The sequence below is a fragment of the Flavobacterium suaedae genome (assembly GCF_014642915.1).
Taxonomy (GTDB): domain Bacteria; phylum Bacteroidota; class Bacteroidia; order Flavobacteriales; family Flavobacteriaceae; genus Flavobacterium; species Flavobacterium suaedae.
In genome coordinates this window covers 312738-339174 of the sequence record NZ_BMJE01000001.1, presented here as the reverse complement: position 1 = coordinate 339174, position 26437 = coordinate 312738, and the positions used below count along the sequence as shown (strand labels likewise).

The 26437-nt window shown below is 33.6% G+C and carries 26 protein-coding genes and 1 tRNA gene; 15 read left to right on the top strand and 12 right to left on the bottom strand.

The window, feature by feature from the left end; translation table 11 throughout:
• Nucleotides 1-43 precede the first annotated feature (43 nt).
• The 3 genes from IEW45_RS01615 to IEW45_RS01605 all read left to right on the top strand — a co-directional run bounded on the left by IEW45_RS01615 (nt 44) and on the right by IEW45_RS01605 (nt 3707).
• The gene (locus IEW45_RS01615; protein ID WP_188619475.1) at nt 44-523 is read left to right on the top strand and encodes an Lrp/AsnC family transcriptional regulator; all 480 of its coding nucleotides are present in this window, start codon (nt 44-46) and stop codon (nt 521-523) included.
• Nucleotides 524-602: 79 nt separating this feature from the next.
• A complete protein-coding gene (locus IEW45_RS01610) occupies nt 603-3182 on the top strand; it encodes a phosphoenolpyruvate carboxylase (protein WP_188619474.1) in 2580 nt (859 codons plus the stop codon).
• 3 nt (nt 3183-3185) lie between these two features.
• Entirely contained in the window at nt 3186-3707 is a 522-nt protein-coding gene (locus IEW45_RS01605; RefSeq protein WP_188619473.1) for a DinB family protein, read from the top strand.
• 53 nt (nt 3708-3760) lie between these two features.
• Here the strand turns inward: IEW45_RS01605 and IEW45_RS01600 are convergent, their stop codons facing one another.
• From IEW45_RS01600 to aroB, 5 genes are all read right to left on the bottom strand, one after another.
• The gene (locus tag IEW45_RS01600; RefSeq protein ID WP_188619472.1) at nt 3761-4255 is read right to left on the bottom strand and encodes a hypothetical protein; all 495 of its coding nucleotides are present in this window, start codon (nt 4253-4255) and stop codon (nt 3761-3763) included.
• A gap of 119 nt (nt 4256-4374) precedes the next feature.
• Nucleotides 4375-4677 carry a hypothetical protein gene (locus tag IEW45_RS01595; protein WP_188619471.1) on the bottom strand — a complete coding sequence of 101 codons (303 nt, stop codon included), beginning with the start codon at nt 4675-4677 and terminating at the stop codon, nt 4375-4377.
• A gap of 7 nt (nt 4678-4684) precedes the next feature.
• Nucleotides 4685-5656 (bottom strand): deoxyhypusine synthase family protein, encoded by a 972-nt coding sequence (locus IEW45_RS01590; protein ID WP_188619470.1) that lies wholly within the window; start codon nt 5654-5656, stop codon nt 4685-4687.
• A gap of 15 nt (nt 5657-5671) precedes the next feature.
• On the bottom strand, nt 5672-7078 hold the full coding sequence (locus IEW45_RS01585; protein WP_188619469.1) for an arginine decarboxylase: 1407 nt from the start codon (nt 7076-7078) through the stop codon (nt 5672-5674).
• A gap of 307 nt (nt 7079-7385) precedes the next feature.
• Nucleotides 7386-8447 carry a 3-dehydroquinate synthase gene (gene aroB, locus IEW45_RS01580; protein ID WP_188619468.1) on the bottom strand — a complete coding sequence of 354 codons (1062 nt, stop codon included), beginning with the start codon at nt 8445-8447 and terminating at the stop codon, nt 7386-7388.
• Between the two features lie 97 nt (nt 8448-8544).
• Between aroB and IEW45_RS01575 the strand changes: the two genes are divergently transcribed.
• From IEW45_RS01575 to IEW45_RS01560, 4 genes are all read left to right on the top strand, one after another.
• On the top strand, nt 8545-9711 hold the full coding sequence (locus IEW45_RS01575) for a proline dehydrogenase family protein (RefSeq protein ID WP_188619467.1): 1167 nt from the start codon (nt 8545-8547) through the stop codon (nt 9709-9711).
• Nucleotides 9712-9731: 20 nt separating this feature from the next.
• Complete coding sequence (locus IEW45_RS01570) at nt 9732-10106, top strand: DUF4258 domain-containing protein (RefSeq protein WP_188619466.1); 375 nt, start codon at nt 9732-9734, stop codon at nt 10104-10106.
• A 95-nt stretch (nt 10107-10201) separates the two neighbouring features.
• A tRNA-Val gene (locus tag IEW45_RS01565) sits at nt 10202-10276 on the top strand.
• A gap of 129 nt (nt 10277-10405) precedes the next feature.
• Nucleotides 10406-11527: a tetratricopeptide repeat protein gene (locus IEW45_RS01560; RefSeq protein ID WP_188619465.1), complete on the top strand. Its 1122-nt coding sequence runs from the start codon at nt 10406-10408 to the stop codon at nt 11525-11527.
• A 6-nt stretch (nt 11528-11533) separates the two neighbouring features.
• Here the strand turns inward: IEW45_RS01560 and IEW45_RS01555 are convergent, their stop codons facing one another.
• The gene (locus tag IEW45_RS01555; RefSeq protein ID WP_188619464.1) at nt 11534-11899 is read right to left on the bottom strand and encodes a winged helix-turn-helix transcriptional regulator; all 366 of its coding nucleotides are present in this window, start codon (nt 11897-11899) and stop codon (nt 11534-11536) included.
• Between the two features lie 98 nt (nt 11900-11997).
• Here IEW45_RS01555 and IEW45_RS01550 point away from each other — a divergent pair, with 98 nt between their 5' ends.
• Nucleotides 11998-12870 (top strand): SDR family oxidoreductase, encoded by an 873-nt coding sequence (locus tag IEW45_RS01550; RefSeq protein WP_229665871.1) that lies wholly within the window; start codon nt 11998-12000, stop codon nt 12868-12870.
• Between the two features lie 173 nt (nt 12871-13043).
• Nucleotides 13044-14258, top strand: a complete 1215-nt coding sequence (locus IEW45_RS01545; RefSeq protein WP_188619463.1) for a cation:proton antiporter — start codon at nt 13044-13046, stop codon at nt 14256-14258.
• Between the two features lie 9 nt (nt 14259-14267).
• Here IEW45_RS01545 and IEW45_RS01540 read toward each other — a convergent pair whose 3' ends face one another.
• The 6 genes from IEW45_RS01540 to IEW45_RS01515 all read right to left on the bottom strand — a co-directional run bounded on the left by IEW45_RS01540 (nt 14268) and on the right by IEW45_RS01515 (nt 20577).
• Nucleotides 14268-15092, bottom strand: coding sequence for a sulfite exporter TauE/SafE family protein (locus IEW45_RS01540; RefSeq protein WP_188619462.1), 825 nt, complete (start codon nt 15090-15092; stop codon nt 14268-14270).
• A 75-nt stretch (nt 15093-15167) separates the two neighbouring features.
• The gene (locus IEW45_RS01535) at nt 15168-16361 is read right to left on the bottom strand and encodes an alanine dehydrogenase (RefSeq protein WP_188619461.1); all 1194 of its coding nucleotides are present in this window, start codon (nt 16359-16361) and stop codon (nt 15168-15170) included.
• A gap of 54 nt (nt 16362-16415) precedes the next feature.
• The gene (gene tsaE, locus IEW45_RS01530) at nt 16416-16823 is read right to left on the bottom strand and encodes a tRNA (adenosine(37)-N6)-threonylcarbamoyltransferase complex ATPase subunit type 1 TsaE (RefSeq protein WP_188619460.1); all 408 of its coding nucleotides are present in this window, start codon (nt 16821-16823) and stop codon (nt 16416-16418) included.
• Nucleotides 16824-16834: 11 nt separating this feature from the next.
• Nucleotides 16835-18385, bottom strand: coding sequence for a T9SS response regulator signal transducer PorX (gene porX, locus IEW45_RS01525; protein ID WP_188619459.1), 1551 nt, complete (start codon nt 18383-18385; stop codon nt 16835-16837).
• 167 nt (nt 18386-18552) lie between these two features.
• Nucleotides 18553-19347 carry a cation efflux transmembrane domain-containing protein gene (locus IEW45_RS01520; protein ID WP_188619458.1) on the bottom strand — a complete coding sequence of 265 codons (795 nt, stop codon included), beginning with the start codon at nt 19345-19347 and terminating at the stop codon, nt 18553-18555.
• Nucleotides 19348-19377: 30 nt separating this feature from the next.
• Nucleotides 19378-20577, bottom strand: coding sequence for a serine hydrolase domain-containing protein (locus tag IEW45_RS01515; RefSeq protein ID WP_229665870.1), 1200 nt, complete (start codon nt 20575-20577; stop codon nt 19378-19380).
• A gap of 163 nt (nt 20578-20740) precedes the next feature.
• Here IEW45_RS01515 and IEW45_RS01510 point away from each other — a divergent pair, with 163 nt between their 5' ends.
• Genes IEW45_RS01510 through IEW45_RS01485 form a run of 6 tightly spaced genes read left to right on the top strand, consistent with a single transcriptional unit; the run spans nt 20741 to nt 26331 of the window.
• Complete coding sequence (locus tag IEW45_RS01510) at nt 20741-21583, top strand: 1,4-dihydroxy-2-naphthoyl-CoA synthase (RefSeq protein ID WP_188619457.1); 843 nt, start codon at nt 20741-20743, stop codon at nt 21581-21583.
• 23 nt (nt 21584-21606) lie between these two features.
• Nucleotides 21607-22143: a PH domain-containing protein gene (locus IEW45_RS01505; protein WP_188619456.1), complete on the top strand. Its 537-nt coding sequence runs from the start codon at nt 21607-21609 to the stop codon at nt 22141-22143.
• The gene (locus tag IEW45_RS01500) at nt 22112-23632 is read left to right on the top strand and encodes a PH domain-containing protein (protein WP_229665869.1); all 1521 of its coding nucleotides are present in this window, start codon (nt 22112-22114) and stop codon (nt 23630-23632) included. The genes IEW45_RS01505 and IEW45_RS01500 overlap by 32 nt, the downstream gene beginning before the upstream one ends.
• Nucleotides 23633-23657: 25 nt before the next feature.
• On the top strand, nt 23658-24560 hold the full coding sequence (locus IEW45_RS01495; RefSeq protein WP_188619455.1) for a 1,4-dihydroxy-2-naphthoate polyprenyltransferase: 903 nt from the start codon (nt 23658-23660) through the stop codon (nt 24558-24560).
• Nucleotides 24561-24594: 34 nt separating this feature from the next.
• Nucleotides 24595-25272, top strand: coding sequence for a metal-dependent hydrolase (locus IEW45_RS01490; RefSeq protein ID WP_188619454.1), 678 nt, complete (start codon nt 24595-24597; stop codon nt 25270-25272).
• Between the two features lie 21 nt (nt 25273-25293).
• Nucleotides 25294-26331, top strand: a complete 1038-nt coding sequence (locus tag IEW45_RS01485) for an o-succinylbenzoate synthase (protein WP_188619453.1) — start codon at nt 25294-25296, stop codon at nt 26329-26331.
• Nucleotides 26332-26437: the final 106 nt, after the last annotated feature.

Below are 26437 nucleotides of genomic sequence, written 5' to 3'. Positions count from 1 at the left end.
GATAAATAAAACAAAATTCATTACCAAAGTAAAAAACACATTTATGAGCAAGTTTCGTTTAGATGAAGTTGATCACCAGATATTAGATATGCTGATTGACAACACAAGGGTGCCGTTTACTGATATTGCAAAAAAATTGCTTATCTCTGCCGGTACAGTACACGTTAGGGTTAAGAAAATGGAGGATGCCGGCATCATTATGGGCTCATCTTTAACGCTTGACTATGAAAAACTGGGCTATTCTTTTATAGCTTATGTAGGGGTATTTCTTCACAATACATCACAAACTAAGTTTGTGTTAGAAAGAATAAATGAAATTCCTTATGTAACTGTTGCTCACGTAACTACCGGTAAGTTTAATGTGTTCTGCAAAATTAGAGCAAGAAATACTAAGCACGCTAAAGAAGTTATTTTCTTAATAGATGATATTGAAGGTGTGTACAGAACAGAAACGATGATTTCTCTTGAAGAGAGCATTAACGATAAAAAACGCCTAATGCATACTATATTTAAAGATATGTAGTAATTTTATAAAAAGTTTAATAACCCTCATGTACTGTACGTGAGGGTTTTTTTATTAATTTAAAGCAAAATTCAATAGTATGTATCCTGCTACAAAAATAGAACGCTTTAAAGAAAACGTAGAGCTTAAATACCAATTATTCAACAGTATATTTATGACATTGCCTTTTAGGGCAATAGACAACACAGGTGTACTGTTACCGCTGTTTTCTGAAATTTGCGATGAAGGTTATGATAATAATAAAAGTCCTGAAGAGATTTTTAATACCTTCTCGGCAAAATACCTGGAAAATAATACGGAGTCAGAGAAAATAGACCTAATGTTTCGCTTTATACAATATGTAGAGCGACAGGTAGTATTGTTTGACGCTATTGAAGATGCAGCTTTTGATATAATGAATAACCTTGAAGGTAGCGGTTCATTACGTGAAAGCAAAGAAAGAAGCGAAAGCCAAGGGTTAACAGGTACCTTAAAACAATTCCTAAACGATTACCAGCTTAGAGTTGTATTAACAGCACACCCCACACAATTTTATCCCGGTGCTGTGTTGGGTATTATTACTGATTTAACTCATGCTATCAGGAATAACAATTTGCCTCAAATAAAATCATTACTGGCGCAACTTGGTAAAACACCGTTTATTAAAAAAGAGAAACCAACTCCTTTTGATGAGGCGATAAGTTTGCTTTGGTATTTAGAGAATGTGTTTTACCATACAGCTGGTGAAATGTATTCCTATATAAAAGATACTATCTTTAAAGAAGAACCTTTACATAATAATATACTTTCGTTTGGTTTCTGGCCGGGTGGTGACAGGGACGGAAATCCTTTTGTTACTACTGAAACTACTTTAAAAGTAGCTAACAGGTTACGAACAAGTATACTTAAATGCTATTATAACGATATAAGAAAACTAAAGCGCAAGCTAACCTTTGCAGGGGTTGAACCTATGGTTACTTATATTGAGCAAAAACTCTATCGTTCAGTATTTTATTCAGAGGGTGAAGTATATATTACACTTGAAGAATTACAAACAGGGTTAGCAGAAATTAAAAGTATTGTAATAAACCAACATCAATCACTGTATTTGGAAGATATTGAGGCATTAGAAAGCAAAGTAGAGCTATTCGGATTCCATTTTGCTTCGCTTGATATACGTCAAAACAGCCGTATACACGATAATGTATTTAAAAATATAATTTCGGTATTGGTTGAAAATGGTAATACAGAAGTTGCTAACTATCATGATTTAAATGAAGAAGATAAACTGCATGCCTTAGAAAAAATTAATTATAAAGTAGAGCCGGACTGGTTTGAAGATGAAAATACACGATTAACGCTTGAGTCTATAAGAGCGATGAAAACCATTCAAAAAAAGAATGGAGAAAAAGGATGTAATCGCTATATAATAAGTAATAACGAAAGTGCTCATAATGTTTTAGAAATACTTTCAGTTTTTGGTTTGCTAGGCTGGGAAAATCCTACTGTAGATATAGTACCACTATTTGAAACAGTAGAAGACCTTAAAGAAGCGCACCATGTAATGAAATCATTATATGAAAATGAAAAGTATGCAGCGCACCTAAAAAGCAGAGGTAAAAAGCAAACTATAATGTTAGGCTTTAGTGATGGCACTAAAGACGGTGGATATTTAATGGCAAACTGGGGTATATTTCAGGCGAAAGAGAATCTTACCCTTATGGCACGCGAATATGGTATTAAAGTAGCCTTTTTTGATGGTAGAGGAGGACCACCGGCAAGAGGTGGAGGAAAAACACATAAATTCTATGCTTCGCAAGGAAAAACTATTGAAAACAGCGAAATACAAATTACAGTACAAGGACAAACTATAAGTTCTAACTTTGGAACACTTGATTCTTGCAGGTTTAATTTAGAAAACTTGTTAAGTGCGGGAGTTACTAACGGAGTGTTTAATAAAGATAAAAAGGAACTAACTAAAGAACAGCGTGAACTTTTTGATGAGTTAGCAAAGTTAAGCTATCAGAAATATTCTGATTTTAAAGCGCATCCTAAGTTTTTACCTTATTTGGAGCATATGAGTACGCTGAACTACTATGCTAAAACTAATATTGGCAGCCGTCCTTCAAAAAGAAGTAAATCGGCAGAACTTGATTTTAACGATTTAAGGGCTATACCATTTGTAGGTTCATGGAGCCAGTTGAAGCAAAACGTTCCCGGTTTTTATGGTTTAGGGTATGCTTTAAAAGAATTTGAAGAAAAAGGGGAGTGGGATAAAATTGTTGAGCTGTATGAACACTCATTATTCTTTAGAACACTTATAGAAAACAGTATGATGTCACTTACCAAATCATTCTTCCCATTAACAGCTTATATGCGCAATGATGCTGAGTTTGGTGAGTTTTGGCAAATTATTTATGATGAGTTTACAGAAACAAAACGATTACTTTTAAAACTTTCAGGGTATAAAGAGTTGATGGAAAACTATCCCGACAGCAGGGCTTCTGTAAAAATGCGTGAGCAAATAGTACGCCCATTGCTTACTATACAACAATATGCTTTGCATAAAATAAGACAAATGAAAAAAGGAGAAATTAACGATGACCTCCTTAGTGTATATGAAAAAATAGTAACCCGTTCCCTTTTTGGGAACATTAATGCCAGTAGAAATTCTGCTTAAAAAATGAAAATAACTGATTTAAAAGAAGATGAATATGCTTCTTTCTATAATTATTGCCTGCCACTTGTAGACAACACGTGGACACTTACAGAAGAACTGGAAATAAGTTTACATAACTTTATTCGTTTTGTACAGGATATACCAATGGGTAAGCATGATTACCGATATGCTGAAGGAAAATGGACCATAAAAGAGATAATCCAGCACTTAATTGATTCTGAAAGGGTATTTGCATATCGTGCTTTACGTTTCTCAAGAGGGGATAGCACTGAGTTACCGGGATATGACCAAAATATGTATGTAGAAAATTCCCGAGCTAACGAAAGAGGATTACAGCCTTTACTTACTGAACTTTCCTCTTTAAGACATAATACACTATTAATGTTTAAATCTTTAACAAAAGAGGATTTATTAAAAACAGGAATAGCTTCAGGTAATACAACATCTGTAAGAGCTTTGGGCTTTATTATCATTGGGCACCAAAATCACCACATGAAAGTTTTTAAAGAAAGATATTTAGATTAAAAAACAAAAAAGCCTGCTTGATAGCAGGCTTTTTTATAATAACTATATAAAATTTATTCACAAGGTACTTTCTCTAACACTTGTTCAGAGGTAGTATTTACATCTTTATATTTCCAAACTCCATTATCACCTTCTACCATTTCACCATACATAACTTTGGCTTTGTCGCCTTCCAAAGTAAAATTAAGTTCTTCTTTATAGTCATCACCTTCCGCAATTGAATGGGCAATAGTACTGGCTTTATTACCATTCACAATTCCTTTAAATGTGGTGTATTTACTGTCTTTTTCATACGGCAGCCAGTTTAGTTCGCCATAAATACTATCACCGGTTCTTTCAAACTGTAATACAATACTGTCGTTAATAATACGGTCTTTGTTATATTCGGGACTAAATTCACTAACTTTTAAGTAACAACTTTTTTCACTCATTACTTCTTCATGGGTTACAGTTTCTGGTGTTCCCATTTTATCTTCTTCATTCTTTTTCTCTTCTTTACAGGCAGTAAAACATATCCCTGCCAGTAATATAAAAGCTATTTTTTTCATTTTTTAAAATTTATTGGTTTGTATATTCTTGGTTTTACTATAAAGTTAAGTGAATACAACAAAAAAAAGAACCCCGTTAAGGGTTCTTTAGCAATTATTTTCTTGAATGTAATTTTTAATTAATCGTCAGAATCTTCTTCATCTGATATTTCAAGATCTTTTAAAGCGTCCATGTCTTCACTACCTGCGTCAACATCATCGTCATCATCTTCAAAGTTCTCAATTCGGTCAGCCAGTTTAGTACTCACTTTTACCAGATAAATAGTATCTTCTGTTCGTACTTCTACTGCTTCAACAGTCTCATTTTTAGCATTTTTAAAGCGGATGATATCAGAATCATCATAACCCTCAGGGAATTTCTCAACCAAAAGGGTAAGAATTTCGTTAGTTAATTTAGCGTAGTCAACTATAACTCTTTTCATACAACAATTATAAATCTAATAGATAAGCAAATATAAGTGGTGCAACAATAGTTGCATCAGATTCAATAATAAATTTAGGAGTATTTATATCTAGTTTACCCCAAGTAATCTTTTCGTTAGGCACAGCTCCTGAATATGAACCGTAACTGGTTGTAGAGTCAGATATCTGGCAGAAATAGCTCCAGAAAGGAATATCCGTCATTTCCATATCCTGATATAGCATTGGTACTACACAAATAGGGAAATCTCCTGCTATACCACCGCCAATTTGGAAGAAGCCTACACCATTACTACTGTTTTTAGCGTACCAGTCAGCAAGGAAAGCCATATATTCAATACCTGACTTCATAGTAGAGGCTTTAAGTTCTCCTTTTATTACGTATGAAGCGAAAATATTACCCATAGTACTGTCTTCCCATCCCGGTACTACTATTGGTAAATTCTTTTCGGCAGCAGCATACATCCAGCTATCTTTAAGATCTATTTCATAATATTCCTCTAAAACACCTGAAAGCAGCATTTTGTACATAAACTCATGCGGAAAATAACGTTCTCCTTTCTCTTCTGCATCTTTCCATATTTTATGAATGTGTTTCTGCAAACGACGGAATGCTTCATGTTCCGGTATACAAGTATCAGTTACTCTGTTTAATCCTCTTTCCAGTAAATCCCATTCCTGCTGTGGTGTTAAATCTCTGTAGTTAGGTACTCTTTCATAGTGGGAGTGTGCTACAAGATTCATTATATCTTCTTCAAGATTAGCACCTGTACACGAAATAATTTGTACTTTATCTCTGCGTATCATTTCCGCAAAACTTTTACCAAGTTCTGCTGTACTCATGGCTCCGGCAAGGGTAACCATCATTTTAGCACCGTCCTCTAATTGTTTTTCATACCCTTTAGCGGCATCTACAAGAGCTGCTGCGTTAAAGTGTAAATAATTTTTTTCTATAAACTGACTTATTGGTCCTTTACTCATATTTCAGTGTGTTGTTTAGTCTTGTTTTTTATTATACCCCAGTATGTTTAATACTTCTTCTGCTTTTTGCTGTTCAGAGAATACTTCTGTTGCTAAAATTCCATTTTCATCACGGTCTATCAGTATATGTTTTGGTTGTGGTATAAGGCAGTGGTGTATTCCGCCATAACCGCCAATAGTTTCCTGATAAGCACCTGTATTAAAGAAGCCAATATACAAAGGTTTTTCTTTACTGTACTTAGGTAAATAAATGGCGTTCATATTTTGTTCGGAATTGTAATAATCATCACTATCACAAGTCAACCCGCCCAGTAAAACTCTTTCGTAAGTATCATTCCATCGGTTTACGGCAAGCATTATAAAACGCTTGTTTATCGCCCATGTATCAGGTAGGGTAGTAATGAATGATGAATCTATCATATTCCATTTTTCCCTGTCATTTTGTTGTTTTTGGTAAAGCACTTCATATATAGCACCTCCGCTTTCCCCAACGGTAAACGAGCCAAATTCTGTAAATATGTTAGGTACTTCTACATCAGCTTCATCACAAGCAATTTTTATCTGATTTATGATTTCATCAATCATATACTGATAATCATACTCAAAATGTAATGAATTTTTAATAGGGAAACCTCCACCTATATTAAGACTGTCCAGTGACGGGCACTCTTTTTTAAGGCTTATGTATACTTTTAAACATTTTAAAAGTTCATTCCAGTAATAAGCAGTATCACGAATACCGGTATTAATAAAAAAGTGAAGCATTTTAAGCTCTACATTCTTATTTTCATGTATTTGCTTTCTGTAAAAAGGTACAATATTACGGTAACCTATTCCCAGTCTTGATGTGTAGAACTCAAACTTAGGTTCTTCCTCCGCAGCAATACGAATACCTATTTTAAACTTGCCGTTTATTTCTTCCTGTAGCAAGTCTAGTTCCTCGTAATTGTCAATAATCGGAATAGTTTGATTGTGACCGTTATTAATTAATCGGGCAATATTACTTATATATTCATCTCGCTTAAAGCCGTTACAAATAACATAAGTTTTTTTATTTATTTTACCTGATTCCAATAGCTTTTCCACAATATTAATATCGTATGCTGATGATGTTTCTACATGTATATTATTTTTAAAAGCCTCATTCATTACATATTCAAAATGAGAACTTTTAGTACAATAACAGTAGTGGTATTTACCTTCGTACTTATTTTTTTCCATAGCAATACGGAACCAGTTTTTAGCTCTGCGTATGTTATTAGAAATTTGAGGCAAATAGGTAAATTTTAAAGGTGTGCCGTACTGTTCTACAAGCTTCATTAAATCAATATTGTGAAACTGTAGGTTGTCTTTATTTAAAGTAAACTCTTCCTGTGGAAAGTAGTAAGTTTGATTTATTAAGTCGTAATATTTTGTATTCATAGTGTAAAGATCCTAAAATTTTGATGCGTTGTGCTTTATTTAATAGTGTAAATTACTTTAAATATAACACTTATCAAACTCTTAGGTTAGCATACATTATTTGCAAATTTTTGTGTAAAGTATTTTGATTAAAAAAAGTAGTATAAAAAAGAATATTAACTATGCTGAAACCTTTCAACTCAAGGTAAGCTAAAGCCTTATTTTTAGTAGCAGCAGAGTAACTATAATTGTTGTTAAATATTCTTTCCATTGCGACAAATGTAAAAAAATATACTACTTATTTAAAAACAATTTTCTTAAAAATATGTTACTTTTCATAATCCGAAAAAGCCTTGTTTATCAATACTTTATCAACGGTTTTGTTTATAACTGCTTTTCCTGTTTCTGTAAGAAGTACAAATTTAGGCATACCAAATTCACTTTTTTTATCGTGAATAAGTAATTCGGTAATTGCGTCTATATCTTTATCAGTAAATAACGTTTTATCAAATACAGAAAGTAATACTGTTTTTATTTCCCGATACTCTTCCTCACTTAATAAACCTTGCTGCATAGAAATATGAGATTCTAATATCATGCCTATAGCAATTGCTTCACCATGGAGAAGTATATTTCTGTTTTTGTTTTCAAGAAAATAAGACTCTATAGCATGTCCCAAAGTATGTCCGAAATTCAATATTTTTCGTATTCCTTTTTCAGTAGGGTCCTCTTTAACTACAGTATTTTTTATTTCAACTGATTGTTTAATTGCAATATCTAAATCATCATTGGTTAAATTAGTTAAAGCTACTACACTATACCAATACTCTTTATTATAAACAAGCCCGTGCTTAAGCATTTCAGCAAAGCCTGATCGTATTTGTTCGGGCGGTAACGTTTTCAGGAAAATAGTATCTATTAATACTGCTACGGGATTATTAATAACACCTATTTGATTTTTTAATGCTCCCATATCAACGCCGGTTTTACCACCTAAGGAAGCATCAACCATAGCAAGTAGAGTAGTGGGTATGTTTATAAAATCAATACCTCTTTTAAAAGTAGAGGCTACAAAACCACCTAAATCAGTAATAACGCCACCACCTAAATTAATAACCAAACTTTTTCTGTCAGCACCTAAATCGGCAAGGGTTTGCCATACCTGTATACAGGTTTCTATGTTTTTATGCTCTTCTCCCGGTTCCAGTTCTATAACTTCCACAGGTACATCAGTATGCAACTGTTGGAGAAAAATAGAAAGACAATATTCAGCAGTATTAGAATCTACTATTACAAAAGCTTTTGAGTAATGTTCTTTTTTAACCGTTTCATATAGCCAAGGGTAGCAATCATCATTAAAAAAAACAGGAGACAGCGTACTATTTTCCATAGATATTTGTACTGATTTTAAATATTTGGCAAAATAAAGGTTTTTATATTACTAATTCTGCTATAGTATCTATATTTGCACAAATTTTTTTGAACTGATGGAAAATATTTTCAACAATACCGAAGTCGCTTTTGCTTTAAAAAGTGATACAGAGCTCGACAGAGCTTATTTTCTGTTTAAAATGATAGCTTCTCAGCCTTTAGTGCGCATAGGTACAGCTGTTACAAACTTTGCTTTAAAAGCACATTTACCTGTAGAGGGGCTTATAAGGGCTACTGTTTTCGACCATTTCTGTGGTGGAACCACAGAGGACGATTGCCTTCCGGTAGTTGATAAAATGTATACTAAGCGTGTAGCATCAGTTCTTGATTATTCTGTAGAGGCGAAAGAGGATGAAGCCGACTTTGATAAAGCTCTTAATAAAATACTGGAAATAATAAACTTTGCCAACGGAAAAAGTGCTATGCCTTTTGCCGTTTTTAAACCAACCGGTTTTGGCAGATTTGCTCTTTACGAAAAGCTTACAGCAGGCGAAACCCTAACAGATATCGAGGCTAAGGAGTGGAGTAAGGTTAGAGAGCGCTTTGATAAAGTTTGTAGTGCTGCATACGAAAACGATGTAGTATTATTGATCGATGCAGAGGAAAGTTGGATGCAGGGTGCTGCTGATGACCTTGTAACCGAAATGATGCAGAAATACAACAAGCAAAAACCTGTTGTTTTTAATACGTTACAAATGTATCGTTGGGATAGGATGGATTACCTTAAAAAACTGCACAAACAGGCAGAAAAAGAAGGCTTTTTTATCGGTATGAAAATAGTGAGAGGTGCTTATATGGAGAAAGAAAATAAGCGCGCAGAAGAAAAGGGGTATAAATCACCAATATGTGAGTCAAAACAAGCTACAGATGATAATTATGACACTGCTGTAGATTATATGATGGATCACTTGGACAAAATGTCTATTTTTGCAGGAACGCATAATGAGGAAAGCTCTTATAAGCTAATGGCTATTATGGAGCAAAAAAACATTAGTAAAGAAGATAGCCGTGTTTGGTTTGGACAGTTATACGGAATGAGCGATAATATAAGCTTTAATCTTTCTGAAAATGGTTATAACGTGGCTAAATATCTTCCTTTCGGTCCCGTAAGAGATGTAATGCCTTACTTGATAAGAAGAGCAGAGGAAAACACATCGGTAGCCGGACAAACTAACAGAGAGCTTAACCTTATAAGTGCGGAAAGAAAGAGAAGAAAGTTATAAGTATTTTTAAAAAATAGTACATGAAGTTTGGTGTTAGATTGGCTTATTTCCTTTTCGGAGGTTTATTAGGTGTTTTAATTTTGGTGTTTTTTCTGCAAAACAAAAAAGCAGAGTTCTGTTATTTACCAAATTGTCGCGTTTTAAAGAATATCAGGAGTAAAAAAATGACCATATCACCTGAAGCACAACAAAAACTTGATGAAAGCTGGGTTAATTTAGATGATATAAGAAATTGTACTAAGGACGGAGATGTAGACTTCTCTCGAAGTAAAGAAAAATACAAAGGCGGTACTACTTACATAATAGAAGGCGAAAATACTAATGGTGAACCTATTGAAATTGAAATGGTAAATTATGATAATAAGGTGCTTTTAAAAACTATAAAAAAAATATAAAATATTTCGCTTTAGCCCTTGTATATATTAATAACAAGCGTATATTTGCACTCGCAATAACAAACAAGGTTAGCCTTGAAAGTTAAGCAAAATAAGGGCGATTAGCTCAGTTGGTTCAGAGCATCTCGTTTACACCGAGAGGGTCGGGGGTTCGAATCCCTCATCGCCCACAAAACAAAAAAGGTCTTAGTGAATAACTAAAGACCTTTTTTTGTTTATTTTTACTCCTTGCGTAACTTATTTATTGTAAGCTGTAATACTGCTCTGAAATTATCCTTACACTAAAAAATATTGACTTTATGAAGCTATTCAACTTTTTTAATAAAAAACCTAAAGGCATTGAAGATTCAAAATTTAATTCCCAACAATACCAAATTGAGATATTGGCGTTAGCGAGAACTGTTTATTTTAGCGAAAAACAGAATTATGATGTTGTAAAAAGTGAATTATTAAAGGAAGGACTTAATAATAAACAAAGTGATTTAGTTATTGAAAACCTTAAACGTTTAAATACTGCAACAGCAGATAAATTTGATCAGGATTTAGCCTCCGGGAAAATTAAGGATATTAAAATAAAGCCAAACTCTGAACATATAAAGGGAGAAGTTGATGCTGATACGGTTGATAAATATATAGGTTTTGGCGCCTGGCAGATGGATCGTGGAGATTTTGACAACGCATTGGAGTTATTTGATAAAGCTATAGCGCTTAATGAAAGAGCAACTTTAGCCTACGCAAATAAAGGCTCCTTGTTCCTACAGAAAGGAGATAGTGACAAAGCGCTTCATTTTTATAATAAAGCGCTTGAAATAGAACCTGATAGCGTTGAAATATTAGAGAATAAAATGGAAGTTTTGTTTGATACAATGAAGAACGACTCTGATGAGGAGGAATTTATTAGAACAGTAAAAACTATTTTGAGTAATGATGCTGAAAATCCTAATGCTTTAGTTTATATAATACAGTTTCATTTGAAAGAAAATGATTTGGAAAAAGCATTGAAATCAGTAAAAAAATTATTTTCTATTCACCACAGGAAAACAGTTGCCATACAATTATTGCTTGCTGTGTTTAACCGATTCCCGTATGAAAAGGCTGTTGCAGAGTTTTCTTCCTTCAATAAAGAAATAGAACCTGCCGGACAATATCAGTTAGAATATTGTAAAGGGTTATATATAAAAGGTATTAATAGGTATGATGAAGCGATAGCGTTATATAAAAACTTAAATAAGATTCAGGAATTTTCATGGAATTACTATCAAATAGGGATAATGAAGAATCTTCAAAGCAAAACCGATGAAGCTTTTAAGTATCTTAAATTAGCTTTTGATATGGAACCTGAGTTAAAGGAGGATGCTAAAGTTTTTCCTGAATTGGAAAATTTATGGGATAACCCTGAATTTATAAAACTTATAAGCTAAAAAACTTTAGTTTGAACTTATTTCCGCGAGAGTTTCCTCTCGATGTTGTAAACCCCATTCTACCATAGTATCCAATACTTTACTTAATCGTTTACCTGAAGGCGTTAAACTGTATTCAATAGTTACAGGTATAGTGTTTTCAACATTGCGGATTATTATACCATTTATTTCCAACTCTTTTAATTCTTTAGAAAGCATTCTCGGTGTAATTCCGGGAATAATCTTTTGTATCTCAGAAAATCGCTTCTTTTCAGCCAACAGTGTGCTAACAATGGCTAACTTCCATTTACCACTAATTACATTAAGCGAATCTTTTAAAGCTAATACATATTCAATAGGGCAGCTTATACCGTCAAAATATCTCTTTTCCATAATGTTAACTATTTAAGTATACAAAAGTATAGTGCTATACAATAGTATACTACTATAAAAAGTATAGTAAATATACCTAATTTTGTATAGAACAAAAAATGAAATTAATTATGATACTAATAACAGGAGCTACAGGGCATTTAGGAAATAAGGTAATAGAAAATCTTTTAAAAAGTGTACCTGCATCTGAAATAAAAGCTTTAGCCAGAGATGAGCAAAAAGCAGCAAACTTAAAAGAAAAAGGTGTCACTATTGCTACTGGAGATTATGAAAACATACCGGCACTGGATAATGCTATGAAAGGCATTAATAAAGTGTTATTAATTTCGGGGTTAGATGAAAATCGTTTAGAGCAACACAAGAACGTAATTGATGCAGCCAAAAGAGCAGGGGTAGAACGTATTGTGTATACAAGTGTTTCTATGACTGATGTTTCCTCTTCGGTAATGAAGGATTTTATGGGAAGTCACTTTCAAACAGAAGACTATATAAAAGAAAGTGGTTTAGAGTATACTTTAATGCGAAATTCCCTTTATATGGATGTTATACCAATGTTTATTGGTGAAAAGCCAAATGAAACAGGTGTTGTTTTACCGGCAGGCGAAGGAAAAGTTGCTTTCGCTTTAAGAACGGAAATGGCAGAAGCATTGGCTAATGTTCTGGCAGATGATACACATGCCAACAAAGTATATGACATTACGAATACCGAAGCGTATTCATTTAACGATATTGCAGTATCACTTTCTGAGCTTTATGGGAAGGAAATAAAATATACAAGTCCTGATGCTGATGTTTTTGCAAAACAGCTAAAAGAATATAGTGTGCCTGATTTTGCAATAAACCTAACAGTTGGTTTTGCTACAGATATTAAAAACAATTTATTAAATATCGTTTCTACTGACTTGGAGAGTATATTAAACAGAAAACCTGCAACTTTAAAAAAGGGTTTGAAAGAGTTATACGCTCTTTAAATTAACAATATTATTAAATTTAAAAAGAGCTTTGGGTATAACTCAAAGCTTTTTTAGTATGCTGTTTTCTGATTATTAAGTAATTAATAAAAGTTGAAAGTAAAAACTTATTTCCAACTTCCTAAATTAGATTTTAAAACCTATATTAGTGTTCGTAAAAAAAGATATTTTAAATGACCGCAGGTATTATTTTAGCATTGTGTTTGCTGGTATTGTTGGCATACATTTTTGAACTTACAGCTCCTAAAACCAAAATACCTTCGGTATTACTTCTTTTAGGGCTTGGTTTTTTAGTACGCCAGTTATGCAACCTGTTTGGCATCAATCTTTTTGATTTAACAGATGTGCTTCCTGTATTGGGAGGTATTGGTTTAGTACTTATAGTTTTAGAAGGCTCACTTGAGCTTGAACTCGTAAAAGAAAAATTTCCTGTAGTTCGTAAAGCTGCCGCTATTGGTTGTATTCCTCTTATAGTGTTTGCTTTAATATTAGCTTTTGTTTTTCAATACTATACAGGTCAGAGCTTTAAAATCTGCCTAACCAACGCTATACCATTAGCTATAATAAGTAGTTCGGTAGCTATACCAAGTGTTAGGAATTTTATGCGTTCAGACAGGGAGTTTGTAATTTATGAAAGTAGTATATCAGATATAATGGGGGTTATATTCTTCAACTTTATTACCCTACATGAAACTATTGATGCATGGGCATTTGGCTCTTTCTTTATACAGTTGATTATAATCATTATAATTTCGTTTATAGCAACAGGCAGCCTTTCATTTATGTTAAGTAGATTGGAACATCATATAAAGTTTGTACCTATAATATTTCTGGTAATTCTTATATATGAAATAAGTAAAGAATTTCATTTACCCTCTTTAGTGTTTATATTAGTATTTGGGTTATTTCTTAATAATCTTAATGAAATACGTCATATTAAATGGATTCAAAAACTTAAACCACGAGTATTGAGAAGAGAGGTAAGAAAGTTTAAAGAAATTACAACAGAAGCTACTTTCCTGGTAAGAGCTTTATTCTTCTTAGTGTTTGGATACTTAATTGAAGCTACGGAACTTTTAGATACTGAAGCTTTACTGTTTTCTGTAGCAATTGTAGGAGGCATTTATTTAATAAGAATAATAGCCTTAAAGGTATTTGGGGCCAAATTAATACCTCTTGTATTTATTGCCCCAAGAGGGTTAATTACTATATTACTTTTCTTAGCCATAGCACCAGAATTACGCTTACCGTTTATAAATCGCTCTATGATTATACAGGTAGTTATTCTTACTTCATTAGTAATGATGATAGGGACAATATCCAGTAAAAAGGAACCTGTAGAGGATGAAGCAGAGGAAAAAGCAAAAGAGAAGTTGAATGCCAGCTAACAGTTTAGTTTAAAAGCTTTTGATAAAAATTCGTATTCCTACTATAATAAGGCAAAAGGCTAATGCCTGAATTATAATGTTACTTTTTATTTTATGCGATAGTTTAGCACCTATTTGAGCCCCTGGTATCACTCCAAGTGCTAAAAACAATATCATTAATACAACATCATTATTATTATATGTGCCATTTATAATGTGTACAATAACACTTACTGTTGCCATTATAGCTAATATAAAGTGAGATGTGGCGGTAGCAATATGTACAGGGAACTTTAACCAGTTAACCATTGCCGGTACATGAATTATTCCTCCGCCGATACCCAGGAGGGGAGAAATATAACCCACAATCACGCTTATAAGTTTTCCATAAACTTCATTATAGCTATACTTATAGGTAATTCCATTTCTATCGGTTAATGTATTTATTTTATACCCTTTTTTTATAACAGGTTCGGGAGTAACAATATTCTTTTTGTTCTTATAAAAAAGATATAACGAAAGTAGTATTAATAAAACTCCAAAAATGATATTAAACAGTTGTTGCGGAATATATGTAACGGTTAATACCCCTAATATAGAACCGGGAATAGTATATATAGCAAATGTAACACCTGCTTTATAGTCTATACGTCCTGACTTAGCATAGGCCAGCGTACCAGATGCAGCATTTAAGGCTACTACAGCTATAGAAATAGCTGTTATAACCTCGGGACTTAACTCAGGGTAAAATAGTAATAAAATAGGTACTAATATGAATCCGCCACCTGCGCCGATTAATGTGCCTACTGTACCAATTAAAATTCCGAAAAGTGTTAGTAAAATGTATTGCTCCATCTGCGTGCAATTTACTTATTTATTGTCGCATAGAAAGTCTTAAAAAAGAATAAAAAGAACTGTAGAGTGAATGTTTTAAAAAATAATCAGGTTTATATCACTATACGATAATGAAAACCAGTCTGCTACTGATTTATTGGTTAATAACCCATGGTAACAATAAATACCATTTTTAAACCCCGGATTACAACGAATAGAGCTCTCTAAGCCTCCATCATCTGCCATTTGCAGTAAAAATGGACTAATCATGTTACTTATAGAGATAGAAGCAGTGTTAGAGTAGCGCGAAGGAATATTCGGCACGCAGTAATGCACTACATTATTTTTTATAAAAGTTGGTTTTTCATGTGTAGTAACTTCCGATGTTTCAAAACAACCACCGGTGTCAATACAAACATCAATTATTACAGCACCGTTTTTCATGTGTTCTACCATAGTTTCGCTAACTACTACAGGAGTACGGTCTTTACCTCTAAGCGCACCAATAGCAACATCGCAACGTTTAAGTGCTTTCATTAGCGTTTTTTCTTGTATGGTAGAGGTATAAATACGCTGATTTAAATTGTTTTGCAATCGACGTAATTTTGTAATTGAATTATCAAAAACCTTTACATTAGCTCCTAAACCTATAGCAGTTCGGGCAGCGAATTCTGCAACTGTACCTGCTCCAAGTATAACAACCTCAGTAGGAGGAACACCTGTTATATTACCTAATAATAAACCTTTACCTATTTTTTGGTTAATCATTAATTCAGCTGCTATAAGTACAGATGCTGTTCCTGCTATTTCACTTAATGATTTTACAGCAGGGTAGGAGCCGTCTTCATCTTTTATAAACTCAAAAGCTAATGCTGTAATTTTTTTTGCTGCCAGTGCTTCTAAATAGCTTTTTTGCTGTGTTTTAAGCTGTACGGCTGAAATTAACAAAGCCTTTCGGCTCATCATTTCAATTTCCTCTAGAGTTGGTGGTTCAACCTTTAAAATTATAGGACATTTAAAAACCTTTGCTGTATCCTGAGTTATTTCAGCACCAGCATCTCTGTATTCTTTATCGGTATAGCTGGAGCTTTCTCCTGCACCGGCTTCAATCATAACCCTGTGCCCGTGCGCAGTTAACGAGTTTACAGCATCAGGTGTAAGGCATATTCTCCTTTCCTGATAGGATGTTTCCTTTGGTAAACCAATATAAAGATCACTCTTAGATTTAAGAGTCTCCAAGGTTTCCTCCTGCGGAATTAACTGCTGTTTAGTAAAAGGGGTTAAAGGCATGATTGGAATATGATAATTGGTTCTAAATTACAAAAATATAACAAGTGTTAAAACTTATTTTAATGTAATTCGTCGCTTTCCGTCAGCTAACTGTTTAATATTTATAGAAGAGTGGTCTAACGGTATTAAATTCGGGGTTTTTTCCGGCCATTCTATAAGGCACATATTACCTGAATAAAAATATTCATCTATACCCATATCATAAGCTTCCTCCTCAGTATTAAGCCTGTACAAATCAAAATGATAAATAATATCGCCATTTTCGGTTTCATATTCATTTACCAAAGAGAAAGTAGGGCTGGCAGTGACATCTTCAACTCCCATTTGTTTAGCTATTGCTTTAATAAGGGTTGTTTTACCTGCTCCCATATCGGCATGAAAAGTAACTATTTGCTTTAAACCACTGTTTAATAGCTTTTTTGCAACATCATTTATTTCTTCCAGCGAAAAAGTAATTTCCATATAAAAACTACTTATTTAGGGTTAAATACTAAAAACGGTATAATCATTTCCTCCAAAGAGATACCACCATGCTGATAGGTATTCCTGTAATAGTTTACGTAATGGTTAAAGTTATTTACGTAAGCTAGAAATAAGTCGTTTTTAGCAAAAATATAAGAACTGCTCATATTTATAGCCGGTAACTGAACTTTATTAGGTTCTTTTACATGGTACACATCTCTATCTTCAAATGTTAAGCTACGTCCTGTTTTGTAACGCAGGTTAAGGCTTGTATTCTTATCCCCAATTACTTTACTTGGGTTTTTTACATTTATTGTACCATGGTCGGTAGTTAGTATGAGTTTAAAACCCATTAGCTGTGCTTGTTGTATCATTTCAAGCAGAGGAGAGTTTTTAAACCAGCTTAGCGTAAGTGAACGGTATGCTTTGTCGTTACTTGCCAGTTCTTTTACTACATCCATTTCTGTTTTAGCATGCGACAGCATATCAACAAAATTATAAACTACCGTAGTAAGATCGTTATCTTTTAAACCTTTAAAGTTTTCTACCAGTTTTTTACCATCTTTAAAGTTGGTTATTTTATAATACTCTTGTTTTATATTTAAACCAAGCCTTTTTAAGTGAGCTGTTAAGAAATCACTCTCGTATAAATTTTTACCGCCTTCATCTACGTCATTTTTCCAAAATTCAGGATGTTTTTTTTCCATTTCGAGAGGTGTTAACCCCGAAAATATAGCATTTCTGGCATATTGTGTAGCTGTTGGTAAAATAGAGTAGTAAGAGGTTTCTTTTTCCAGCTTATAGTGATTATTTACTACTGACTGAAATGCTTTCCACTGGTCGTAACGCAGGTTATCTATAACAACAAATAAAATAGGTTGTTTTTTTACAATTTCTGGTACTACCAATTCTCTGAAAACATTATGAGAAAGTATTGGTTTATCAGCATCAGGCTTATACCAGCTTTCGTAATTTTTTTCTATAAACTTACCAAACTGGGTGTTTGCCTCTGTTTTTTGAGACTCTAAAATCTCTACCATGCTTTGGTCTTCAATGGTTTCAAGCTGCATTTCCCAAAATACAAGCCTTTTATACATTTCTATCCAGTCCTCCCAGGAGTTTACCATAGCCATATCCATAGCTATTTTTCTAAACTCTTTTTGGTAGTCCAGTGTAGTTTTTTCTGACACTAAACGAGAGTTATCAAGGTTCTTTTTAAGGCTTAATAGTATTTGGTTTGGGTTTACAGGTTTTATAAGGTAATCGGCTATTTTAGAGCCAATAGCCTCTTCCATAATATATTCTTCTTCACTTTTGGTAATCATAATTACCGGAACAGAAGATTTTATTTCTTTAATTTCAGAAAGTGTTTCAAGTCCTGTTAACCCCGGCATATTCTCATCAAGAAAAACAATGTCAAAGTTTTCTTCTCTAAACAAATCTATAGCATCCTGCCCATTATTGGCTGTAGTAACTTTATAGTTTTTCTTTTCCAAAAAAAGAATATGGGGCTTAAGCATGTCTATTTCATCATCAACCCAAAGTATATTAATCTCATTCATTATTATGAGCTATTTTCATTTATAAAATAATAGTGCAATGTATAGTTAATAAACCAAAATTTATGCTAATTATTTTATAAAGTTAGTAAGAATAATGTTACTTATACTATATTAAACAGAAGTCTTTACTATAGTGTGCTAGAAAAGAAATTATTAACGGATTAAATTTAATTCCCGAGCTTTAAAATTCTTATGGCTCCCTTTATCACCAATAAGAAAACTATTGTGCCGATAATCAAATCAGGCAATCTTGAGTTTAACCAATTTACCAGTAATCCTGCTGTTATTACTCCTGCATTAATGATAACATCATTAGAAGTAAAAATAAGAGAGGCTTTCATGTGAACTTCCTCTTTATCTCTGGATTTTTGGAGTATATAAAGGCATGCTGCGTTTGCAAGCAGTGCAAGCAAAGACACAATTATCATTGTAGAGAAGTCAGGAAGTTGCTTAGTATATACAAAACGTCTTATTACTTCTGTAAAGCCAATGCAGGCAAGTACAAGTTGAAAATATCCGGCTGTTTTGGCTATTCGTTTTTTCTTTGTAATACTACCGCCAATGGCGAACAGGCTTATACCATATACAAAAGAGTCTGCAAGCATGTCTAAACCATCAGCTATAAGTCCCATTGACTTGGATAGTAAACCTGTAGCAATTTCTATTATAAAGAAAGAGAAGTTTATAATAAGTACAAGCCAAAGTGTATGCTTTTGACTTTTATTGGTAGTAAATACTGTTTGATTAGTATCTTCAGTACTGAGTTTTTTATCGCCTAAGTTTAATTCGGCTATTGCTTTTTCTATAGTTTCAATACCGCCTTCGTGAAAAACAGTTAGTTTTCTGTCAGGTATGTTGAAATCAAGGTTTTTAATCTCTATAATACCGTCAAGTTTCATCCGTATAAGATTTTCTTCAGACGGGCAATCCATTTTAGCTATTTTAAAGATAGTTTTCTTCATCGCAAAAGCTAAAATAATAAAAAAACACTTTTATTTCAGAGGGTACGAACCAAACTCTTTGGCAAGTTTATAAACTCTGTAAGGCTTGTTAGAGAACTTGTTAGAAAGTGCTATAATAGCTACAGTATCCTTTTTAAGCGTAATGTAAGACGAAGTATTACCATGCCACCAACCGTTATGGTAAAACATTTTTTCGCCTGTTTTCCATTCGCGTAGTCGTATGCCTAAACCGTAGTTTTTAACTCCCGGGTGTTCGTAACTATAGCCTTTAAATACCTTTTCAGCCAGTTCAGGGCTTAAAAAATCTTTAGAATAGGTTGCTAAATCAAATTTTAGTAAATCTCTGGGAGTAGAGTAGATGTTTTTATCCCCATACACATCATCAAGGTGGTTAAAGTCAAATAAAACATTATTGCCTTTATATGATAGGCAGCAAGTTTCCTTATCCTTTTCATAATTAAAAACATAAGTATCTTTCATACCAAGAGGGTCAAATACTATTTTTTTCATAGCATCTCGGTAGTTCATGTCAGTTACCTTTTCGATAATTAATGCCAACATAGCATAATTAGTGTTACAGTAACCAAATTTTCTGTCAGGCGTAAAGTATAGCGAAATGTCGTTTTCAGCGAAAATATCAAGAATATCCTGATTGGTTAACATACTGCCATCCCAGATCTTTTCATCATCACATAAATAAGAGTACTTAGGCAGCCCACTACGATGATTTAACAGCATTTGAACTGTTATGTCTTCATAAGGAAACTCTTTTAGTATAGTATTTACTTTTTGGTCCAGTTGTAACCTACCTCTGTCTATTAATTTTAAAACTGCAGTAGCAGTAATTACCTTACTAACAGATGCCAAATGTAGCGGAGTATGCTCATTTATTTTTTCTTTAGTTTTTCTGTTAGCAAGACCGTTATATTGCTCATATAAAATTTCACCGTTTTTTGCTACTAAAAAACCACCACTCAGGTCATTTCTTCGCCAAATCTTTTTGTAAAACCTGTCAATCTTAGCAATTTTTTGCTTTTTGTAGCTGGAAGTCACCTTGTTTAACTCAGTGCGAAGGGGTGCTAACCTCGGGAAAGTATCTACCTTAACTTTCTTATTAGGAATGTGTTCCGCTATAAGTGGGGAGTCTGTTCTTTTACAAGAAATTAATAAAATAGTAACAGTAAATATATAGAATAGTGCTTTTGTAAATTTCATCTTCTTCCTGGGCATAAAACGCAAATATAAACAACCATGCTTTTTTTGCAAGAATTTTTTTGTTGTTTAACGTTAAATTCCGCCATTAAATACGCATATTTACAGAATATCTATATACCTAATTTTTATTGAGGAATACGAAAAATGCCGTATTTTTACGAGAAATTTAATTTACATTATGAGTACTATAAACTGGAAAACAGTAAAAGAATTTGAAGATATAACCTATAAAAAATGTGATGGTGTTGCCCGTATAGCCTTTAACAGACCTGAGGTACGTAATGCTTTTCGCCCGAAAACTACAAGTGAACTTTTTGAAGCATTTTTAGATGCACGTGAAGATACTTCAATAGGGGTAGTATTACTTTCAGCTGAAGGACCTTCTCCTAAAGATGGTATTTATTCATTTTGTAGTGGTGGCGACCAAAAAGCAAGAGGAGAGCAGGGATATGTAGGAGATGATGGTATGCATCGCCTTAATATACTTGAAGTACAACGCCTTATACGTTTTATGCCAAAGGTTGTAATTGCTGTAGTACCGGGCTGGGCAGTAGGCGGAGGACATAGCCTTCATGTTGTATGCGACCTTACGCTTGCCAGTAAAGAACATGCTATATTTAAACAAACTGATGCTGATGTTACCAGTTTTGATGGCGGTTATGGATCGGCATACCTTGCTAAAATGGTAGGACAAAAACGTGCTCGTGAAATATTCTTTTTAGGACGTAATTATTCAGCACAAGATGCTTATGAAATGGGTATGGTAAATGCCGTAATACCTCATAAAGAGCTGGAAGATACTGCTTACCAATGGGCACAGGAAATACTGGAAAAATCGCCAACCTCTATAAAAATGCTGAAATTTGCATTTAATGCAACCGATGATGGTATGGTAGGGCAACAGGTTTTTGCAGGTGAAGCTACCCGACTTACTTATATGACAGAGGAAGCAAAAGAAGGTAGAAATGCTTTTCTTGAAAAGAGAAAACCTAATTTTAAAGATATTAAATGGATACCTTAATTAATAAGGTTTAACTATTTTAAATGGAGGAATTTAAAAACAATCCTATAAATACTTTTGAGCTACCTAAGTTTGAAGAAGTAACACTAACAAAATTACATCCAAAATACCTTAAGGTAATGCTTTTTAATGTGGCATTACTTTATTTTATTTTAGGTGTAGCTGCAAGTGTTGCTATATATTTTATAGAAGAGCTACATCCGTACTGGTATGCCTTTAGCAGCGTATATATAACCTTTTTAGTTATTACGGTATTTATTACAAGAATTAAGTTTAAAAACAGAGGTTTTGCCTTCCGTACGCACGATGTAATTTACCGTAGCGGTGCAATAGCTATAAATACAACTATAATTCCTTATAACAGGGTGCAACACGTAGCCTTACACGAAGGGCTAATATCAAGGGCTTTAGGGTTAGCAGCTATAGAAATATTCACAGCAGGAGGCGATAGCAGTGATGTAAAAATTCCCGGACTTGAAAAAGAACATGCCGAGAAAATTAAATTACTTTTGAGAGGAAAGTTATTAAATGAAGAAGAGCCTAATGAAAGCGAACTTTAGCCAGCCACAACGGCAGTCATTAGTTGGGGTGGTGGTAATGTTTACTGATACCCTGCAAAAAACAGTAAGGGCTTTTTGGCCTGTATTACTGGTTTGGGTATTTAAATTCAGTTCGCTAGATAAATCCCGCGTTGCTCTTATTGTAGGGACAGTAGTTGTTTTAATAAGTATAATAGCTTATTTAAAATACCGCAATTTCACTTTTTATATTGATGAAGAAAATGATGAGTTTGTTTTAAAAGATGGTATTCTAAATAAAAGCAGGACGACTATTCCGCTGGAGAAAATACAACAGGTTAACATCAATCAAAACCTTATACAAAAGTTTATAGGCGTACATGCACTTGAAGTAGATTCGGCAGGCAGCAGTAAAAAAGAAGTCACTATAAAAGCTATAACACATGAATTGGCTTTACTTTTAAAAGAACGTTTACTTTCATCTGAAAACAAAAACTTCGAGGCAGATGCAGAAAAGGTTACAGAAAAGGAAGAGGAAAAAGATTTTGTAGAAATCAGCTTTCTCAGTCTTGTAAAAACAGGTATAACGTCAAACTATGCCCGTAGTTTCGGGTTACTGTTTGCCTTTGTAATGACAATCTACCAAAATGTTGATGAGTATATAGGCACAATGGGGTATAACGAGAATCCTATCGATGAATATATCCATCCAAGAATGTTACTTAGGTTTATAACGTTTATAATTGTAGCTATTATCTTTTTAACCTTACTGGTGAACCTTTCCCGTACTATACTAAAATACTTTGGTTACAAAATAGCTAAGAAAAAAGACTCTCTATTACTATCATACGGTTTACTTAATACCAGAAGCACTATTATAAAACCGGAAAGGGTTCAAATAGCAGGAGTGCGAAGAAACTTCTTTCAGAAGAAGATGAATATTCAGGATGTTAAGGTGCAACAGGCGTCTAATATGGGGAATAATTCTGCTAAAGAGCAACAAAAAATGGCTATTGAAATACCCGGATGTAATAATAGTGAACGGGACGCCATTTTAGCTTTTCTGTTAGGCGAAATTCCTGAAAGAGGACAAGAACTAAGACCAAGTATTAGAAAACTCATTATACAGATTGTTAAGGCGTTAATTATTCCTGTAGCGATATTTTTATTACTGGCTATAACAGTATTCCCTGAAATTTACGATGCTATTATTTTCCTGCCTGTATATATACTATTTGTAGGGGTAATGGTCTTTTTCGCTTACTATAACAGCAAATTGTTTGTAAGTGATGATTTTATAATAAAACAAAGTGGAGCATGGGATATTGATAATGATTTTTTAGCTCCGCATAAAATACAGGCAGTTAGTGTTAAACAATACTTTTGGCAAAAAAAGCCTGATATTGGTAAGGTTACACTATATACTGCGGGAGGTTCTTTAAGTTTTGGGGTAGCAAACTATACCCGAATTAAAGAGTTGGTTAATTATTGGTTATATCAGGTAGAAACTACTGATAAAAACTGGATGTAAAACACAAATAAATTAAGAAGAAAAAATGGCAAATGCTAGGGCATGGTTTAAAGCTGCACGATTAAGAACGTTACCATTATCGGTTTCAGGTATCTTGGTAGGTAGTTTTTATGCTTTTTCCCAAGGATTAACAAATTGGGGTATTTTTACTTTTGCGCTTATTACAACCTTAGGGCTGCAAATACTTTCTAATTTCGCTAATGATTATGGTGATGGTGTAAAAGGAACCGATAACGAAAACCGAATAGGTCCTCAAAGAGCTATACAAAGCGGAGAAATTACCGTTAGCGGCATGAAAAAAGGTATAATACTTACGGCTTTGTTAACCTTAATAGCAGCAATAGTACTTATTTACCTTTCCTTTGGTAAAGAAAACTTTGCCTATTCTGTGTTTTTCTTTGTTTTAGGGTTGGCAGCAGTAGCAGCAGCTATAAAATATACAGTAGGCGCTTCGGCATACGGCTATCGTGGGCTTGGGGATCTTTTCGTATTTATATTTTTTGGCTTAGTAAGTGTTATTGGCTGTTATTTTCTGTATGCTAAACAGATAGACAGACTAGTGGTATTACCGGCAGTTGCTATAGGTTTACTAAGTGTGGCTGTACTGAACTTAAATAACATGCGCGATCAGGTTTCCGATGCCATGTCGGGTAAAAATACACTTGTGGTTAAAATAGGACCTCAAAAAGCAAAAGCCTATCACTTTTTTATAATAATATTAGCATTGGTTTTAATGCTGTTCTTTGCTATTTTATATAATTTTAAGCCGTTGCAGTATTTGTTTCTGTTAGCCTACATACCATTTTTAATTCATTTAAAAACAGTAGCTAAAAACAAAGTACCAAAACTTTTAGACCCGGAATTAAAAAAAGTAGCTTTAGGTACATTCTTTCTGTCTATATTGTTTTGTATAGTGCTGCAATTTTGAATTTTAGACCTAAAAACCAAAAAATAAAATTATTATGAAAGTTACCTATTACGGACATGCCAGTCTCGGTATAGAAACAGGAGGAAAGAAAATAATTGTAGATCCTTTTATTTCGGCAAATGAATTAGCTAAAGATATTGACGTTACCAAACTGGAAGCCGATTATATTTTATTAACGCATGCGCATGGCGACCATATTCTTGATGTAGATGCTATAGTAGAGCGTACAGGAGCAGTAATAGTATCTAATGCGGAAATTGCAGGATATTATGAAAAGAAAGGCTATACAGTACACCCTATGAACCACGGAGGAAGCTGGAATTTTGATTTTGGTACGGTAAAGTATGTAAATGCCATACATTCAAGTTCTTTCCCTGATGGTACTTATGGTGGTAATCAAGGAGGTTTTATAATAGAAAGTGACGGCAAAACACTATATATAGCAGGAGATACCGCTTTAACTTTTGATATGAAGCTAATACCAATGCGTTATAATCTGGATTTAGCGATACTACCTATTGGTAGTAACTTTACTATGGATGCAGAAGATGCTGTAGTAGCTTCTGACTTTATAGAATGTGACAGGATATTAGGCTATCACTACGATACTTTCGGATATATTGAAATAGACCACGATAGTGCTAAAAAGAAATTCAGTGATAAGAACAAAGAACTTATATTACTGGAAATAGGTTCATCACTGGATGTATAAATAAAAAGAGCCATAACAGAATTGAAAGCTAGTTATAAAAAATATATACTCAATTTTAAACGCCCCAGCGGAACATCGCGGGGCGTTCTTACTGAAAAGGAAACCTGGTTTATAATACTCGAAGAAAATGATAAGCAAGGAATAGGAGAGTGTGGTATCCTGAGAGGGCTTAGCATAGATGACAGACCTGATTATGAAGAAAAATTAAAATGGGTTTGTAATAATATCCATTTAGGGGAAGAAGTTTTATGGAATGAACTTACAGAATTCCCTTCTATACAGTTTGGTTTAGAAGTGGCTTTCCGCTCACTAAAAAGCAAATCTTCTTATTTATTATTTCCTTCTGCTTTTACAGAAGGACAAGAAAGTATTACAATTAACGGTCTTGTTTGGATGGGAGAGAAGGAGTTTATGAAAAAACAAATTGAGCAAAAACTCCAACAAGGGTTTAATTGTATTAAGCTAAAAATAGGGGCTATTGATTTTGATAAAGAACTTGACTTATTAGCCTATATACGCTCTAATTTTGATGCTGAAACTATAGAAATACGCGTTGATGCTAATGGTGCTTTTTCTGTAGATGAAGCTTTAAATAAATTACAGCAAATTTCAAAATATCAAATACATAGCATTGAACAACCTATAAAACAAGGTCAGGTTAGTGAAATGGCGCAGCTATGTATAACCTCTCCGATACCTATAGCACTTGATGAAGAACTTATAGGCATTTTTGGTTATAAGAATAAACAAGCCTTGTTAGAAAAAATACAGCCACAATATATTATTTTAAAGCCTAGCTTAGTAGGCGGTTATAAAGGAAGTGATGAGTGGATTTTGCTTGCAGAGCAAAATAATATAGGTTGGTGGGCAACTTCAGCTTTAGAAAGCAATATCGGTTTAAACGCTATTGCACAGTGGACTTTTACTAAAAACAGCACTATGCCACAAGGGCTGGGAACCGGAGCTTTGTATACTAATAATTTCACCGCTCCACTTGAAGTAAACAAAGGCAAATTACACTATAGTGCAGGTATAGAGTGGGTTGTGGATTTTAATTAAAAAACTCATATAAACTTAACGTTAAATAAAACTTTTTCCTTGTTCCTGTTTTAATTTTGTAGTAAATTTAAGTAAATAATTATAGGGAAACTTACACTATTTTAAT

Coding starts and splice junctions, on each gene's coding strand:
- IEW45_RS01615 (WP_188619475.1), top strand. CDS start 44: ATGAGCAAGTTTCGTTTAGATGAAGTTGATCACCAGATATTAGATATG.
- IEW45_RS01610 (WP_188619474.1), top strand. CDS start 603: ATGTATCCTGCTACAAAAATAGAACGCTTTAAAGAAAACGTAGAGCTT.
- IEW45_RS01605 (WP_188619473.1), top strand. CDS start 3,186: ATGAAAATAACTGATTTAAAAGAAGATGAATATGCTTCTTTCTATAAT.
- IEW45_RS01600 (WP_188619472.1), bottom strand. CDS start 4,255: ATGAAAAAAATAGCTTTTATATTACTGGCAGGGATATGTTTTACTGCC.
- IEW45_RS01595 (WP_188619471.1), bottom strand. CDS start 4,677: ATGAAAAGAGTTATAGTTGACTACGCTAAATTAACTAACGAAATTCTT.
- IEW45_RS01590 (WP_188619470.1), bottom strand. CDS start 5,656: ATGAGTAAAGGACCAATAAGTCAGTTTATAGAAAAAAATTATTTACAC.
- IEW45_RS01585 (WP_188619469.1), bottom strand. CDS start 7,078: ATGAATACAAAATATTACGACTTAATAAATCAAACTTACTACTTTCCA.
- aroB (WP_188619468.1), bottom strand. CDS start 8,447: ATGGAAAATAGTACGCTGTCTCCTGTTTTTTTTAATGATGATTGCTAC.
- IEW45_RS01575 (WP_188619467.1), top strand. CDS start 8,545: ATGGAAAATATTTTCAACAATACCGAAGTCGCTTTTGCTTTAAAAAGT.
- IEW45_RS01570 (WP_188619466.1), top strand. CDS start 9,732: ATGAAGTTTGGTGTTAGATTGGCTTATTTCCTTTTCGGAGGTTTATTA.
- IEW45_RS01560 (WP_188619465.1), top strand. CDS start 10,406: ATGAAGCTATTCAACTTTTTTAATAAAAAACCTAAAGGCATTGAAGAT.
- IEW45_RS01555 (WP_188619464.1), bottom strand. CDS start 11,899: ATGGAAAAGAGATATTTTGACGGTATAAGCTGCCCTATTGAATATGTA.
- IEW45_RS01550 (WP_229665871.1), top strand. CDS start 11,998: ATGAAATTAATTATGATACTAATAACAGGAGCTACAGGGCATTTAGGA.
- IEW45_RS01545 (WP_188619463.1), top strand. CDS start 13,044: ATGACCGCAGGTATTATTTTAGCATTGTGTTTGCTGGTATTGTTGGCA.
- IEW45_RS01540 (WP_188619462.1), bottom strand. CDS start 15,092: ATGGAGCAATACATTTTACTAACACTTTTCGGAATTTTAATTGGTACA.
- IEW45_RS01535 (WP_188619461.1), bottom strand. CDS start 16,361: ATGCCTTTAACCCCTTTTACTAAACAGCAGTTAATTCCGCAGGAGGAA.
- tsaE (WP_188619460.1), bottom strand. CDS start 16,823: ATGGAAATTACTTTTTCGCTGGAAGAAATAAATGATGTTGCAAAAAAG.
- porX (WP_188619459.1), bottom strand. CDS start 18,385: ATGAATGAGATTAATATACTTTGGGTTGATGATGAAATAGACATGCTT.
- IEW45_RS01520 (WP_188619458.1), bottom strand. CDS start 19,347: ATGAAGAAAACTATCTTTAAAATAGCTAAAATGGATTGCCCGTCTGAA.
- IEW45_RS01515 (WP_229665870.1), bottom strand. CDS start 20,577: ATGCCCAGGAAGAAGATGAAATTTACAAAAGCACTATTCTATATATTT.
- IEW45_RS01510 (WP_188619457.1), top strand. CDS start 20,741: ATGAGTACTATAAACTGGAAAACAGTAAAAGAATTTGAAGATATAACC.
- IEW45_RS01505 (WP_188619456.1), top strand. CDS start 21,607: ATGGAGGAATTTAAAAACAATCCTATAAATACTTTTGAGCTACCTAAG.
- IEW45_RS01500 (WP_229665869.1), top strand. CDS start 22,112: ATGAAGAAGAGCCTAATGAAAGCGAACTTTAGCCAGCCACAACGGCAG.
- IEW45_RS01495 (WP_188619455.1), top strand. CDS start 23,658: ATGGCAAATGCTAGGGCATGGTTTAAAGCTGCACGATTAAGAACGTTA.
- IEW45_RS01490 (WP_188619454.1), top strand. CDS start 24,595: ATGAAAGTTACCTATTACGGACATGCCAGTCTCGGTATAGAAACAGGA.